This window comes from Pantoea sp. JGM49, assembly GCF_018257655.1.
Lineage (GTDB): Bacteria > Pseudomonadota > Gammaproteobacteria > Enterobacterales > Enterobacteriaceae > Pantoea > Pantoea communis.
This window is the reverse complement of the sequence record NZ_JAERJM010000007.1, coordinates 224952-240616: the sequence shown is the minus strand read 5'-3', so window position 1 is coordinate 240616 and position 15665 is coordinate 224952. Positions and strand designations below refer to the sequence as shown.

Here is a 15665-nt window from a genome sequence, read left to right as displayed (position 1 = left end):
ATAGTTATGTCTACAAGCGCGATGAGTGTGGTGATCCTGGCCGCTGGCAAAGGCACCCGAATGTATTCCGATCTGCCAAAAGTTCTGCATAGCCTGGCAGGAAAACCGATGGTTCAGCATGTGATCGATGCCGCGACCGGGCTGGGTGCCCAGCAGGTGCATTTGGTGTACGGTCACGGCGGCGATCTGCTGCAAGAGAAACTGGCCCACAACACCCTGAACTGGGTATTGCAGGCTGAACAGCTGGGTACCGGCCATGCGATGCAGCAGGCGGCACCTTTCTTTGCTGATAACGAAGACATCCTGATGCTGTACGGCGACGTACCGCTGATCTCGCAAGCCACTTTACAGCGTTTGCGTGAAGCGAAACCTGAAGGTGGAATCGGTTTGCTCACCGTGGTGTTAGACAACCCTACCGGCTATGGTCGCATCGTGCGTGAAAACGGCACGGTGACCGGCATCATTGAGCAGAAAGATGCCTCAGCAGAACAGCTTAAGATTCAGGAAATTAACACCGGCATCCTGATTGCAAACGGCGGCGACCTCAAACGCTGGCTGGCGCAGCTCAACAATAACAATGCTCAAGGCGAGTTTTATATCACCGATATCATCGCCATGGCGCATCACGAAGGTCGCGTAATCAACACGGTACATCCGGCGCGTATCAGTGAGACCGATGGTGTGAATAACCGCCTGCAACTGGCCACGCTGGAGCGTGCCTATCAGAGCGAGCAGGCAGAACAACTGCTGCTGGCGGGCGTCATGCTGCGCGATCCCGCGCGTTTCGACCTGCGCGGTTCGCTGCAACATGGGCGTGATGTCGAGATCGATACCAACGTTATCATTGAAGGCACCGTGACATTGGGCGAACGCGTCAAAATTGGCGCTGGGTGCATCATCAAAAACAGCGTGATTGGTGATGATTGTGAAATCAGCCCTTATTCAGTCCTCGAAGATGCCACCTTAGCCGCTGCCTGCACCGTTGGGCCATTCGCGCGTCTGCGTCCTGGCAGCGAGTTGGCGGAAGAGGCACATGTCGGCAATTTCGTTGAGATGAAAAAGGCCATCTTGGGCAAAGGTTCCAAAGCGGGTCATCTTTCGTATCTTGGCGACGCAGAAATTGGCGCGGGCGTAAACATCGGGGCTGGCACCATTACCTGTAACTACGATGGCGCGAATAAATCGAAAACCATTATCGGCGACAACGTGTTTGTCGGCTCCGATACCCAGTTGGTGGCTCCGGTCACCGTCGCGGCTGGCGCGACCATCGCGGCAGGTACCACGGTAATGAAAGATGTCACCGCCGCCGATTTGGTCTACAACCGCAAAGAACAGAATCAGAAGTCTGGCTGGCAGCGTCCGGTTAAGAAAAAATAAATTTTAAGGGTCGGCAAAGATCGGCCCGTGAAAAAAACTACCCGAACTCATTCGAGTTTCAGAAAGGCGGCAAGCGCGAGTCCTCAGGAGTTGACTGAAGTCAGTGACTAAGGTGAATGCGCATAGCTAACGCACCTGAAATTTGATGTATGAAGGGTAGATCCCCCACTCTCTACAAGGCTCGGGGAATAATCAGGTCAGAAGACAACGCAATGGCCGAAAGCCATGAAGTCAGGAAACTATTATGTGTGGAATTGTTGGTGCAGTAGCGCAGCGTGACATCGCAGAAATTCTGCTGGAAGGTCTGCGTCGTCTTGAGTATCGCGGTTATGACTCTGCGGGTCTGGCCGTTGTCGATCGCCAGGGACATATGACGCGTCTGCGTCGTCTTGGCAAAGTGGCTAATCTGGCCGAAGCCGCAGAGCAGCAGCCACTGATTGGTGGCACTGGTATTGCTCATACGCGTTGGGCAACCCACGGTGAGCCATCAGAAGCCAATGCGCATCCGCATGTCTCTGAGCACATCATCATTGTGCATAACGGCATCATTGAGAACCATGAGCCATTGCGTGCGCAGATGATCGAACGCGGTTACCAGTTTGCCTCAGAAACGGACACCGAAGTGGTGGCGCATCTGGTGCACTGGGAGCAGAAGCAGGGCGGCACATTGCGTGAAGTGGTACTGCGCGTGATCCCGCAACTGCGCGGTGCTTATGGCATGGTGATCATGGACAGCCGCGATCCATCCGTGCTGGTGGCTGCGCGTTCAGGTAGCCCGCTGGTGATTGGCCGTGGCGTGGGTGAAAACTTCATTGCTTCTGACCAACTGGCGCTGCTGCCGGTGACCCGCCGCTTTATGTACCTGGAAGAGGGCGATATCGCCGAGATTACGCGCCGTGAAGTCACCATCATCGATCGTGATGGCAAGCCAGCCAAACGCGCGGAAATCGAATCCACGGCGCAGTACGATGCTGGTGATAAAGGTGCCTATCGTCACTACATGCAGAAAGAGATCTATGAGCAGCCGAACGCGATTAAAAACACCATCACTGGTCGTTTTAATCATGGGCAGATCGATCTCAGCGAACTGGGTGCCAATGCCGAAGCCTTGCTGAGTAAGGTTGAGCACATCCAGATTATCGCCTGCGGTACCTCGTATAACTCCGGGATGGTGTCGCGCTACTGGTTTGAGTCGCTGGCCAACATTCCTTGCGATGTGGAAATCGCCTCCGAATTCCGCTATCGCAAATCCGCTGTGCGTAAAAACAGTCTGCTGATCACCTTGTCGCAATCGGGTGAAACCGCCGATACGCTGGCCGCGCTTCGCTTGTCTAAAGAGCTGGGTTATCTCGGTTCGCTGGCCATCTGTAACGTTGCCGGCTCTTCGCTGGTGCGTGAATCCGATCTGGCGCTGATGACCAAAGCCGGCACCGAAATTGGTGTGGCCTCAACGAAAGCCTTCACCACGCAGTTGGTGGTGTTGCTGATGCTGGTGGCAAAACTGGGTCGTCTGCATGGCATGAAGCCAGAAACCGAGCACGAAATTGTGCATGCGCTGCAGGCATTGCCAAGCCGCATTGAGCAGATGTTGGCGCAGGATAAAGTGATTGAAAGCCTGGCTGAAGGTTTCTCTGACAAGCATCATGCGTTGTTCCTGGGCCGTGGCGATCAGTATCCGATTGCGATGGAAGGCGCGCTGAAGCTGAAAGAGATCTCCTATATTCACGCAGAAGCCAACGCCGCCGGAGAGCTGAAACACGGCCCGCTGGCGCTGATTGATGCCGATATGCCGGTGATCGTCGTTGCGCCGAATAACGAGCTGCTGGAGAAGCTGAAATCGAACATTGAAGAGGTGCGCGCGCGCGGCGGTTTGCTGTATGTATTTGCCGATCAGGATGCGGGTTTCACCGACAGCGAGGGCATGAAAATCATCTCACTGCCACACGTCGAAGAGGTGATAGCACCGATCTTCTATACCGTGCCGTTGCAGCTGCTTTCGTATCATGTTGCGCTGATTAAAGGCACCGACGTTGACCAGCCCCGTAACCTGGCAAAATCGGTTACTGTTGAATAATCTATAAAAAGGGCGGGCCTGCAACGGGTCCGCTTGCTTTTTAAACGGTGTCATATAACTGTCATATTTCGTACATTTCACTGTCATCAAACTGTCCTATTTTCCCTCCAGCAGCAATCACTGACTCCAACTAAAATGGCATTGAGCCTGATTTTTTTTAAATCCCCTGGAGGGAACATGACACTGATGCGTACATCCGTAGCCCGAATCCTCGCCGCCACCTTCGCAGTAAGCGCGGTATCTGCTTTTGCAGCCACCGACCTGACTGGCGCTGGCGGTACATTCCCGGCACCGGTTTATGCCAAGTGGGCAGCAGAGTATCAGCAAGCCACCGGTAGCAAAATCAACTATCAGGGTATTGGTTCTTCAGGCGGCGTTAAGCAAATCATCGCTAAAACCGTCGATTTCGGTGCGTCTGATGCGCCGTTAAGTGATGCCGATTTGGAAAAAAATGGTCTGTTCCAGTTCCCTACCGTTATCGGTGGCGTGGTACTGGCCGTTAACATCCCAGGCGTGAAATCAGGTGAACTGACGCTGGACGGCAAAACCGTTGGCGATATCTACCTGGGCAACATCAAAAAGTGGAACGACCCGGCGATCACTAAACTGAACCCAGGCGTGAAACTGCCAGACACCAACATCAACGTGGTTCGCCGCGCAGATGGTTCAGGTACCTCTTTCGTGTTCACCAGCTACCTGTCTAAAGTCAACGCAGACTGGAACAGCAAAATTGGTAAAGGCAACACCGTTAACTGGCCAACCGGTCTGGGCGGTAAAGGTAACGACGGCGTTGCAGCCTTCGTACAGCGTCTGCCGGGTTCAATCGGCTACGTTGAGTATGCTTACGCTAAGCAGAACAACCTGACCTACACCAAACTAATGGATGCAGATGGCAAGCCAGTTGCGCCAAGCGAAACCAGCTTCTCAAACTCTGCTAAAGGCGCAGACTGGAGCAAATCTTTCGCTCAGGACCTGACCTTCCAGAAAGGTGCAGATGCATGGCCAATCTCTTCTACCACCTTCATCCTGATCTACAAAGAGCAGGCTGATGCGGCTAAAGGTGCTGAAGTGATGAAGTTCTTCGACTGGGCTTACAAAGGCGGCAGCAAAACTGCAACCGCACTGGATTACGCTGCGCTGCCAGAAAGCGTTGCTAACCAGATTCGTACTGCCTGGAAAGCGAACATCAAAGACAGCTCAGGCAAAGCGATTTACAAGTAAGCGAATGACCCGGTCAGTCTCCCCTGACTGACCAACCCGATGGGCGGCATGGTATGCCGCCCTGAACTTCCTTTGAGAACCGAGAAACTTATGGCTGCCACTAAGCCGACGTTCAAAGCCCCAGGTAAACAAGGTGACATGATTTTCGGCGCGCTGGTGAAACTTTCCGCGCTTATCGTGTTGTTGTTGATGGGTGGCATTATCGTCTCCCTGATTTTCTCCTCCTGGCCAAGCATCCAAAAATTTGGTTTTTCCTTCTTATGGACCAAAACCTGGGATGCGCCAAACGAACAATTTGGTGCGCTGGTACCGATCTACGGCACCCTCGTCACCTCCATCATTGCCTTAATCATCGCTGTGCCGGTGAGCTTTGGCATTGCGCTATTCCTGACGGAACTGGCACCTAACTGGTTGCGTCGCCCGCTGGGTACCGCAATTGAGTTGCTGGCAGCGATCCCGAGTATCGTTTACGGCATGTGGGGCCTGTTTATCTTCGCCCCGCTGTTCGCTGAGTACTTCCAGACACCGGTCGGCAACATCATGTCGAACATTCCCATTGTGGGTGCCCTGTTCTCAGGCCCGGCATTCGGTATCGGTATTCTGGCCGCTGGCGTGATCCTCGCCATCATGATCATTCCGTACATTGCATCGGTCATGCGTGATGTGTTTGAGCAGACGCCAGTGATGATGAAAGAGTCCGCCTACGGTATTGGTTGCACCACGTGGGAAGTGATCTGGCGCATCGTGCTGCCGTTCACCAAAAACGGTGTAATCGGTGGTGTGATGCTGGGCCTGGGTCGTGCACTGGGTGAAACCATGGCGGTGACCTTCATCATCGGTAACACCTACCAGCTCGACAGCGCCTCGCTGTTTATGCCGGGCAACAGTATCACCTCCGCGCTGGCGAACGAATTCGCTGAAGCTGAATCCGGTGTGCATGTCGCGGCATTGATGGAACTGGGTCTGATTCTGTTCGTGATTACCTTTATCGTACTGGCCATCTCCAAACTGATGATCCTGCGCCTGGCGAAGAGTGAAGGAGCCCGTTCATGACCGCTATCGAAATGCATGCTCGTGCTGAGCTGGAAGCCTCGCGCCGTAAAATGCAGGCACGTCGCAGCGCTAAAAATAAAGTGGCACTGACGCTGTCGATGCTGACCATGGCCTTTGGCCTGTTCTGGCTGGTGTGGATTCTGTTCACTACCGTCACCAAAGGCATTGATGGTCTGAGCTGGTCACTGTTCACTGAATCAACCCCGCCACCGAACACCGCAGGCGGTGGTTTAGCCAACGCCCTGGCGGGCAGTGGGTTACTCATTCTGTGGTCAACGGTGTTCGGTACACCGCTGGGTATCATGGCTGGTATCTATCTTGCCGAATATGGCCGTAAGCACTGGCTGGCGGAAGTGATTCGCTTCATCAACGACATCCTGTTGTCAGCACCGTCGATTGTAGTGGGCCTGTTCGTCTATACCATCGTGGTGGCACAGATGCAGCACTTCTCTGGCTGGGCGGGTGTGGTGGCGCTGGCGCTGTTGCAGATTCCTATCGTGATTCGTACTTCTGAAAACATGCTGCGTCTGGTACCTGACAGCATGCGTGAAGCGGCTTATGCACTGGGTACGCCGAAGTGGAAGATGATTTCTGCCATTACGCTGAAAGCTTCAGTCTCCGGCATCATTACCGGTGTCCTGCTGGCCGTGGCACGTATCGCGGGCGAAACTGCACCGCTGCTGTTTACTGCGCTGTCGAACCAGTTCTGGAGTACCGACATGATGCAGCCGATCGCCAACCTGCCGGTGACGATTTTCAAATTCGCCATGAGCCCATTTGCCGAGTGGCAAAGCCTGGCATGGGCGGGTGTGTTGATCATTACCCTGTGCGTGCTGCTGCTGAACATTGTCGCGCGAGTGGTTTTCGCCAAGGGCAAACATTAATTTCCCGGCGCGGCTTCGGCGGCGCTGCACATGAGAGATGAGCAATGAGTATGGCAACGACTTCTGCCGGTAAAATTCAGGTTCGCAATCTGAACTTCTATTACGGAAAGTTTCACGCTCTGAAGAACATTAACCTGGATATCGCGAAGAACCAGGTCACCGCCTTCATCGGACCATCAGGTTGTGGTAAATCCACCCTGCTGCGCACCTTCAACAAAATGTACTCGCTCTACCCTGAGCAGCGTGCTGAAGGTGACATTCTGCTGGATGGCGACAATATTCTGGCTTCCCATCAGGATATCGCCCTGCTGCGCGCACGCGTTGGCATGGTGTTCCAGAAGCCAACGCCGTTCCCGATGTCGATTTATGACAACATCGCGTTTGGCGTGCGTCTGTTTGAAAAGCTGTCACGTGCCGATATGGACGAGCGTGTGCAGTGGGCGCTGACCAAAGCCGCGCTGTGGAATGAAACCAAAGACAAGCTGCATCAGAGCGGTTACAGTCTCTCCGGCGGTCAGCAGCAGCGTCTGTGCATCGCACGCGGTATCGCGATTCGCCCGGAAGTGCTGTTGCTGGATGAGCCATGCTCAGCCCTCGACCCGATCTCTACCGGTCGTATTGAAGAGCTGATCACCGAGCTGAAGCAGGATTACACCGTGGTGATCGTGACGCACAACATGCAGCAGGCCGCGCGTTGTTCTGACCATACCGCTTTCATGTATCTGGGCGAGCTGATCGAATTCAGCGACACCGATACACTGTTTACCAAGCCCGCGCAGAAGCAGACCGAAGATTACATCACCGGTCGTTACGGCTGATTCAGGAGACGCACATGGACAATTTGAATCTGAACAAACACATCTCCGGTCAGTTCAACGCGGAGCTGGAACACATTCGCACCCAGGTGATGATCATGGGTGGCATGGTTGAGCAGCAGCTTACCGATGCCATTACCGCGATGCACAACCAGGATGGCGAGCTGGCACGTCGCGTGATCGACGGTGATCAGAAGGTCAACATGATGGAAGTGGAGATTGATGAAGCCTGCGTGCGCATCATCGCCAAACGTCAACCTACCGCCAGCGACTTGCGTCTGGTGATGGCAATCATCAAGACCATCTCTGAGCTGGAACGTATCGGTGACGTCGCTGAGAAAATCAGCCGCACGGCGCTGGAGAAGTTCAGCCAGCAGCACCTGCCTCTGCTGGTGAGTCTGGAGTCTCTGGGTCGCCACACCGTGCAGATGCTGCATGACGTGCTGGATGCCTTCGCGCGTATGGATCTGAATGAAGCCATTAAGATCTATCGTGAAGATAAGAAGGTCGACAAAGAATACGAAGGCATTGTGCGTCAGCTGATGACCTACATGATGGAAGATCCCCGCACCATCCCAAGTGTACTGACGGCGCTGTTCTGTGCCCGCGCCATCGAGCGTATCGGTGACCGTTGCCAGAACATCTGCGAAATTATCTTCTATTTCGTTAAAGGTCAGGATTTCCGTCACGTTGGCGGCGACAAGCTGGATGAACTGCTGTCAGGTGACGACGGCAGCAATAAACCCTCTTAATTGCCGTTTCGGCTGCCTGTTGCCACTGTGGCAAACAGGCAGCCATCTTCATTTCTGATTGGTCTCCGCGATTCCCTCTCTTTATACTTGGCGCACTTTTTTCTGCCAGGTGCTGTTAAATGTCTTCCCCAATAACGAAAAAAAACGCCGTGACGCCGGCAAAAGCGATGGTTGCTGCCATTAGTGGCTATGCGATGGACGGCTTCGATCTGTTAATTCTGGGCTTTATGTTACCGGCGATCAGCGTCTCGCTGGCGCTCGATCCCTCTCAGGCCGGTTCGCTGGTCACCTGGACGCTGATCGGCGCGGTGATCGGTGGCATTGTGTTTGGTCATCTCAGCGATCGCTATGGTCGTATCCGTATTCTTACCGTGACGATCCTGATGTTCTCCATCTTCACCGGGCTGTGCGCGGTGGCGCAGGGCTACTGGGATCTGTTGGCCTATCGCACGCTGGCGGGCGTGGGCTTAGGCGGTGAGTTTGGTATTGGCATGGCGCTGATTGCGGAAGCCTGGCCGAAGGAGAAGCGTAATCGCGCCTCGGCATGGGTCGGCATCGGCTGGCAGCTCGGTGTGCTGCTGGCGGCGTTTATTACTCCGCCGCTACTGAGTGTGATCGGCTGGCGCGGCATGTTCCTGGTGGGCCTGTTGCCTGCACTGGTGTCGTTTGTGATTCGCCGTAGCATGGGCGAGCCGGAAGGCTTCACGCGTCACGTTGAGAAGACGCCGCAGCTATCATTCGCCGCACGCATCAAATTGCTGTTCGCCGACCGCGCCACCAGTAAAGCCAGCCTCGGGATTTTCATCCTCTGCTCAGTGCAGAACTTCGGTTACTACGGCTTGATGATCTGGATGCCGAGCTATCTGTCATCGAGCTTTGGATTCAGCCTGACCAAATCCGGCTTGTGGACAGCGGTGACCGTGGTCGGCATGACCTTTGGCATCTGGCTGTTTGGTGTATTGGCCGATCGCTTCGCGCGCTGGAAGATTTTCCTGCTGTACCAGTTTGGCGCAGTGGTGATGGTGGTGGTGTATGCGCAGCTGCGCGATCCTACCGTGATGTTGTTCACTGGCGCGATCATGGGGATGTTTGTGAATGGCATGATTGGCGGCTACGGTGCGCTGATCTCCGACACTTTCCCACCGCAGGCGCGTGCCACTGCGCAGAGCGTACTGTTTAACCTCGGGCGCGGTGTTGGCGGCTTTGGTCCGCTGGTGATTGGCCTGCTGGCGGCGCAAATATCCTTTACTGCGGCCATCACTTTGCTAGCGCTGATTTATCTGTTGGATATCGTTGCGACACTGTTCCTGCTGCCGAAGAAACAGAGCAACGAGGATTCACTGGGCGCGATTGGCTAAGGCGTTTAGGTTACCTGGTGCGCATAAATGCGCACCCTATTAGATCTGCGAACAGATCAAAATCGCACATCGGCCTCTGTAGAGGCAGCACCAGGTTCCACCGGGCACAGAGGTAACAGATCAGACCGACCACAGAGGTAACACTTTTGGGGTCAGTCGATTTGCATCCTGCATTGCCCGGACATCGTGCGCCGGTTTCTGCAGGGGCGACATTCATGACGCCCTGGGTTTACACCAAATCCCAACCCCGTGCGCGCCACAGTGCGGGCAGTTGCGTCATATCATCAAAGCGCGTCACCAGCGGATGATCCAACTCCGGATTGTGCGCATCAGCGCAGTAGTAAAATACCGGAATGCCCGCCGCGATCCCCGCACGCGCACCGGCTTCTGAATCATCCACCAGAATGCACTTCTCAATCGGCACCTGCATTTGCTCCGCCGCGTGATACATCAATTCCGGATCGGGCTTCCAGTGATTGATGTCGTATCCGCTGTACAGCCGACCTTCGAGGTACGGCAGCATGCCGGTTAAGCCTAGCGAGTGCTGCATCTTCTTCACTGTCCCGTTCGAGACCACGCACATCGGCACTTTCACGCTTTCCACCAGCGCTTTGGCACCGGCAATCGGCTTTAGGTCGAGGTCAAACAGGCGGGCGACATCTGCACGATACGCCGTTTCGAACTCGTCTAACGGCACCTCTTTCTGATGCTGCGCCAGTACATCCCGCACGATGTCATAGAGCTTTACCCCTTTGTACTGCTCAAACATCTGCTGCAAAGAGAGCTCAATACCGTATTGGGCAAAGGTGTTGACGTAGGATTGCGTACAGATCACTTCACTGTCGACCAGCGTACCGTCGCAATCGAAAAACACACATTCAACTGACATCGCACATCATCCTTTTATTAAACAGCCAGCTGACACTCTAGCGCACTGAGCGTAGAAAGCGACCCCGGCAACCGTTTGCGAATAATCAGTGTTTTGCTGCGCTAAAATCTATAGGATACGCGGCGATAAATTTTTTTCCGGGACAGTTGAATGAACAATCAGGGCTTGTTGCAGCGCATCTTTAAGCTGCAGGAACACGGCACAACCGCGCGCACCGAAGTGATCGCCGGTTTCACGACTTTCCTGACGATGGTGTATATCGTCTTTGTAAACCCGCAAATTCTGGGCGCCGCAGGCATGGATACTCAGGCGGTGTTTGTCACCACCTGTTTGATAGCGGCCTTTGGTAGCATCCTGATGGGGCTGGTGGCGAACTTGCCGGTCGCGCTGGCACCGGCGATGGGGCTGAACGCCTTCTTCGCGTTTGTGGTGGTCGGCGCGATGGGTTATTCATGGCAGGTTGGTATGGGCGCGATCTTCTGGGGCGCACTGGGTCTGCTGATCCTCACGCTGCTGCGTGTGCGCTACTGGATGATTGCTAATATCCCGATGAGTCTGCGCGTCGGCATCACCGCCGGTATCGGCCTGTTTATCGCCATGATGGGCCTGAAAAACGCCGGTATCATCGTGCCGAATGCCGACACCATTGTGACGGTCGGGAACCTGACCTCGCATAGCGTACTGCTGGGGGCGCTGGGCTTCTTCATTATCGCGATTCTGGCCTCACGCAATATCCACGCGGCGGTGCTGGTATCGATTGTGGTCACCACGGCGATTGGCTTAGCCATTGGCGATGTGAAATTCAGCGGTGTGTTTGCCGCGCCGCCGGCAGTGACATCGGTGGTGGGTCAGGTCGATATTAAAGGGGCGTTCAACATCGGCATGGCGGGAGTGATCTTCTCCTTTATGCTGGTCAACCTGTTCGACTCTTCCGGCACGCTGATCGGTGTCACCGATAAGGCCGGATTGACCGATGAAAAGGGCACTTTCCCGCGTATGAAGCAGGCGCTGTATGTTGATAGCATCAGCTCGGTGACCGGTTCGCTCATCGGCACCTCTTCAGTGACGGCGTATATCGAAAGCTCTTCCGGCGTGGCGATTGGTGGCCGTACCGGCTTGATGGCGGTCATCACCGGGATTCTGTTCCTGCTGGTGATGTTCCTGTCACCGCTGGCCGCGATGGTGCCTTCTTATGCGGCAGCAGGTGCGCTGATCTATGTGGGAGTCTTGATGACGGCGTCACTGTCACGCGTGCGCTGGGACGATCTCACCGAAGCGGTCCCGGCGTTTGTCACGGCGGCGATGATGCCATTCAGCTTCTCGATCACCGAAGGTATCGCGCTGGGCTTCATCTCGTACTGTGTGATGAAGCTTGGCACAGGACGCTGGCGTGAAATCAGCCCGTGCGTGGTGATTGTTGCCCTGCTGTTTGTGCTAAAAATCGCGTTTATCGACGCGCACTAAAAACAACAGGCCGCGATTGCGGCCTGTTTTGTTAGAGATGTCCGATTTCCTGGGGGGTGGGAGTGAGGCTGGTCAGACGCAGCGAGCGCGGGCCAATATTCGGTTTGCTCATTTCAACGTCGCGCAATGGCTGCCATTGCTGTTGTGCATCAATCTCCCACAGGCATAAGCGCTCAGTGCCCGGAGAGAGCGCGCACGACCACACTAGCATCGGCTCGGCATCACAGACCGCCTGAATATCCGGAAACACGCTGGAGCGCAGACGGCCGGCAGCAGGGTGCAACTGCAGCGAACCGGCACCGTTCTCACTTTCACCGGTTAATTTGAGGATGCTCTGGCGCAGCGTCCAGATTTGCGTCACCGCTTCCATAAAATCCTGCTGCGCGTTGATCCACGCTTTCTCACCCGATGAGAGATCCTGCGTGAGCGTGTCCTGCGTCTGACGGCTGTGGGCGCGGACAATCTCCATATCCAACCCCGCACGTCCGCCTTCTTCCGCCAGCAGCACACCGACCATATTACCGGCGTACGCAATGCTGAAGTCAGGGAGGTTGGGATCGGCAAAGCAAGGGCGTCCGCTGCTGGTGGTGATGAGCGGCGGCAGTTCACGAATGCCATAGACGCGCAGCATCAGCTGAGCCAGCAATTCGCGTGCGGCGAGAAAACGGCTACGGCGCTTGTCAGGGAAGCGCTCGGCGCTGTTAATCACATCCTGTGGAACCCGAAACAGCTCTGAAGAGAGCGGCGAGTTACCCATCCAACGTACAAAATGACTAGCCATCTGTCGCTCCGTGAAAATGGTCAGATAATCATCAGCGCTATTGTAGGAATTTTCTCAGAGGTTTGCATCCGGCATAACATGAAATGACCAAAAATCAGATAAGACCGAAGCGGCGGCTAATCCCATCAGTTGAATTTGCATATAACGCTTTTGCTGATTTTGCGCGGATAGGGTGCCGTAAAGTCTGAGGTAGTGTAGGATTTGGGCAACCAAAAGCACATCTAAGTGCGTGAACAATCCACCTCAAGATAATCGTGCCCATCGCAGCAGCATGCACGTCGGAGTTTTTTTATGTCAGTAACTTCACTTACTCGCCAGGAATCAATCTCACTTGATGAATTTCGTCATGGTATGCGCCGCCTGACCGCAGGCGTTTCTTTAGTGACCACTGAGTTTCAGGGCGAAAAGCTGGGTCTGATTGCGACCTCCGTTAGCTCACTGGCTGCCGAGCCGCCAAGCTTGCTGGTGTGTGTTAACCGTAGTGCATCCAGCCACGACGCATTTGTGAATGCTGGCCATTTCGCTGTGAACGTCTTGCGTGAACAGCATGACGATTTATGCGCGCAGTTCAGTCAGTCTGCACGTCGCGCAGAACGCTTCCAGAGCGGTGAGTGGCAAACGCTGAACACCGGTGCACCGGTGCTGGCTGATGCATTGGTGAGTTTTGACTGCCAGCTGGAGAAAGTGGTTGAGTGGAATACGCACAGCGTGCTGCTGGCGCGCATCGTTGGCATTTCACTGCCAGGTGAAGCGGCGGAGCCGATGGTCTATTTCAACAGCGGTTTTCACTCGCTGGGTTAATGTGAGTGACAGGCGTCGCGCAATGCCCGACGCCTGGAATCAATCAGGCAAATTTGCAGGCTTCATCAAAGCCGAGACGCGGTAAACGCGCATGCAGTTTGCTGGCTTCGCCATAGCCCAGATTAATAAGTAAATTCACCTGCCATTTGCTTTCGCTAAAGAAGGCTTCATTGACTTTTGACGGGTCAAAACCGGACATCGGGCCGGCATCCAGCCCCAGCGAACGCGCCGCCAGAATTAAATATCCTGCCTGCAGGCTACTATTGCGGAAAGCCGTCTCTTTAGCCAAATCCGGGCTGCTGGTGAACCAGCTACGCGCATCACCGTGCGGGAAGAGTTTGGGCAGCGCTTCATAGAACTCAGGATCCCACGCCACGATCACCGTTGCCGGTGCTGCCATGGTTTTGTCCACGTTGCCGGAGGAGAGCGCAGGTTTCAGCTTCTCTTTGCCTTCCTGCGAAGTGACAAACACGAACCGTCCTGGTGAACAGTTGGCTGAAGTCGGGCCGAGCGCGGTCAGGCTATAGAGTTGCTGCAGCACATCGTGAGAAATCGGTTTGTCCTGCCAGTAGCTGTGGGTGCGAGCGTCATTGAACAGCGCGTTCAGCGCCACGCTGTCGAGCGGTGTACTCATGTTTCTCTCCTGTTCAGGCAGCAACTTGCGCCTAATGTTTAGCATGAATCGTGGGTGAGGCCGATACGCTTTAGCACGGGCCAGCGATCGTTATACTGCAAAGGAGAGGGGGTGCCAAATAACAAAGACGCATGTTTCCCCCAACCAAACAGTGATGGGGGAAACAGGGTAAAGACTACTTACCAATACAGAAGCTGGAGAAAATCCTGCCGAGCAGGTCGTCGGAAGTGAACTCACCGGTGATCTCGCTCAGTGCTTGCTGCGCCAGACGCAGCTCTTCCGCCAGCAGTTCACCGGCCCATGCACCCAGCAGCTGGTCTCTACCCTGCTGTAAGTGAGTGGCCGCTAACTCTAATGCCTGCAGATGGCGTCGGCGTGCCAGGAAGCCACCTTCCATATTGCCAGAGAAGCCCATGCTCTGTTTCAGATGATCGCGCAGTGCATCCACACCTTCGCCGGTGCGCGCAGAAAGGCGAATCAGTGAGTGATCGTTCACTTCTGTCAGGCCCAGCACCTCACCGGTCATATCGGCTTTGTTACGCACCACGGTAATTGGCAGTTGCGCCGGTAAACGTGCCACGAAATCGGGCCAGATAGCAGCGGCTTCGGTGGCGTCGGTGGTGGTGCCATCCACCATAAACAGCACGCGATCGGCTTGCTCGATTTCCTGCCAGGCGCGTTCAATTCCAATTCGCTCAACTTCATCACTGGCTTCACGCAGCCCCGCAGTATCGATGATGTGCAGCGGCATGCCGTCGATATGAATATGCTCACGCAGCACGTCACGCGTGGTGCCAGCGATATCGGTGACAATCGCGGCTTCACGACCGGCGAGGGCATTCAGCAAGCTGGATTTACCGGCATTAGGACGACCAGCAATCACCACTTTCATTCCTTCGCGCAGCAGGCTGCCCTGACGCGCTTCGGCGCGCACGTTATCAAGATCGCCGATCACCGCATTAAGCTGACCTTCGATTTTGCCGTCAGACAGAAAATCGATCTCCTCATCCGGGAAGTCGATAGCGGCCTCCACGTAGATGCGCAGGTGAGTGAGTGCTTCCACGAGTGTATTGATGCGCAGGGAAAATGCGCCTTGCAGTGAATTCACGGCGGAACGCGCGGCCTGCTCTGAACTGGCGTCGATCAGGTCGGCGATCGCTTCCGCCTGCGCCAGATCGAGTTTGTCGTTGAGGAACGCACGTTCGGAGAATTCACCCGGCTGAGCGATGCGTACACCCGACAGCGCCACGATGCGTTTCAGCAGCAGATCCAGAATCACCGGGCCGCCGTGACCCTGAAGCTCCAGCACATCTTCGCCGGTGAAAGAGTGGGGGCCTGGAAACCACAGCGCAATCCCTTGATCCAGCACGCTGCCATCCGCATCGCTGAATGGCAAGTAGTCGGCATAACGCGGTTTCGGCAATTTGCCGAGCACGGCTTGCGCGACGTCAGCGGCTTTGGCGCCGGAAATACGCAGAATGCCGACGCCGCCACGGCCGGGAGGTGTCGCCTGGGCAACGATAGTATCGCTGTGGCTCATGATTCTCTCTCTTACCCGTCAT

General features: G+C 55.1%; 14 protein-coding genes. 10 read left to right on the top strand and 4 right to left on the bottom strand.

From position 1 onward, the window contains the following. The first annotated feature begins 6 nt into the window (after window positions 1-6). The 8 genes from glmU to JK231_RS14575 all read left to right on the top strand — a co-directional run bounded on the left by glmU (window position 7) and on the right by JK231_RS14575 (window position 9534). On the top strand, window positions 7-1377 hold the full coding sequence (gene glmU, locus JK231_RS14610) for a bifunctional UDP-N-acetylglucosamine diphosphorylase/glucosamine-1-phosphate N-acetyltransferase GlmU (RefSeq protein ID WP_211728899.1): 1371 nt from the start codon (window positions 7-9) through the stop codon (window positions 1375-1377). A gap of 244 nt (window positions 1378-1621) precedes the next feature. After that, window positions 1622-3451 (top strand): glutamine--fructose-6-phosphate transaminase (isomerizing), encoded by a 1830-nt coding sequence (glmS, locus tag JK231_RS14605; protein WP_211728898.1) that lies wholly within the window; start codon window positions 1622-1624, stop codon window positions 3449-3451. Window positions 3452-3628: 177 nt separating this feature from the next. Next, window positions 3629-4672 (top strand): phosphate ABC transporter substrate-binding protein PstS, encoded by a 1044-nt coding sequence (pstS, locus tag JK231_RS14600; protein ID WP_097118422.1) that lies wholly within the window; start codon window positions 3629-3631, stop codon window positions 4670-4672. 90 nt (window positions 4673-4762) lie between these two features. Beyond that, window positions 4763-5725, top strand: a complete 963-nt coding sequence (gene pstC, locus JK231_RS14595; RefSeq protein WP_034830032.1) for a phosphate ABC transporter permease PstC — start codon at window positions 4763-4765, stop codon at window positions 5723-5725. Then, complete coding sequence (pstA, locus tag JK231_RS14590) at window positions 5722-6609, top strand: phosphate ABC transporter permease PstA (RefSeq protein WP_034830030.1); 888 nt, start codon at window positions 5722-5724, stop codon at window positions 6607-6609. The genes pstC and pstA overlap by 4 nt, the downstream gene beginning before the upstream one ends. A gap of 44 nt (window positions 6610-6653) precedes the next feature. Next, entirely contained in the window at window positions 6654-7427 is a 774-nt protein-coding gene (gene pstB / locus JK231_RS14585; RefSeq protein WP_034830029.1) for a phosphate ABC transporter ATP-binding protein PstB, read from the top strand. A 14-nt stretch (window positions 7428-7441) separates the two neighbouring features. Continuing rightward, complete coding sequence (gene phoU, locus JK231_RS14580) at window positions 7442-8176, top strand: phosphate signaling complex protein PhoU (RefSeq protein WP_038643963.1); 735 nt, start codon at window positions 7442-7444, stop codon at window positions 8174-8176. A gap of 119 nt (window positions 8177-8295) precedes the next feature. Continuing rightward, a complete protein-coding gene (locus tag JK231_RS14575; protein ID WP_211728897.1) occupies window positions 8296-9534 on the top strand; it encodes an MFS transporter in 1239 nt (412 codons plus the stop codon). 229 nt (window positions 9535-9763) lie between these two features. Here the strand turns inward: JK231_RS14575 and yieH are convergent, their stop codons facing one another. Next, complete coding sequence (gene yieH / locus JK231_RS14570) at window positions 9764-10423, bottom strand: 6-phosphogluconate phosphatase (protein WP_160833305.1); 660 nt, start codon at window positions 10421-10423, stop codon at window positions 9764-9766. 150 nt (window positions 10424-10573) lie between these two features. Here yieH and JK231_RS14565 point away from each other — a divergent pair, with 150 nt between their 5' ends. Next, a complete protein-coding gene (locus tag JK231_RS14565) occupies window positions 10574-11887 on the top strand; it encodes an NCS2 family permease (protein WP_034830020.1) in 1314 nt (437 codons plus the stop codon). A gap of 31 nt (window positions 11888-11918) precedes the next feature. Here JK231_RS14565 and JK231_RS14560 read toward each other — a convergent pair whose 3' ends face one another. Beyond that, on the bottom strand, window positions 11919-12668 hold the full coding sequence (locus JK231_RS14560) for a phosphopantetheinyl transferase (protein ID WP_097118425.1): 750 nt from the start codon (window positions 12666-12668) through the stop codon (window positions 11919-11921). Between the two features lie 291 nt (window positions 12669-12959). Here JK231_RS14560 and JK231_RS14555 point away from each other — a divergent pair, with 291 nt between their 5' ends. Next, the gene (locus tag JK231_RS14555; protein WP_034830017.1) at window positions 12960-13469 is read left to right on the top strand and encodes a flavin reductase family protein; all 510 of its coding nucleotides are present in this window, start codon (window positions 12960-12962) and stop codon (window positions 13467-13469) included. Between the two features lie 43 nt (window positions 13470-13512). Here JK231_RS14555 and JK231_RS14550 read toward each other — a convergent pair whose 3' ends face one another. Together JK231_RS14550 and mnmE are read right to left on the bottom strand one after the other, a co-directional pair. Beyond that, complete coding sequence (locus tag JK231_RS14550; protein WP_058961702.1) at window positions 13513-14103, bottom strand: malonic semialdehyde reductase; 591 nt, start codon at window positions 14101-14103, stop codon at window positions 13513-13515. Window positions 14104-14278: 175 nt separating this feature from the next. Next, complete coding sequence (mnmE, locus tag JK231_RS14545) at window positions 14279-15643, bottom strand: tRNA uridine-5-carboxymethylaminomethyl(34) synthesis GTPase MnmE (RefSeq protein WP_211728896.1); 1365 nt, start codon at window positions 15641-15643, stop codon at window positions 14279-14281. Window positions 15644-15665: the final 22 nt, after the last annotated feature.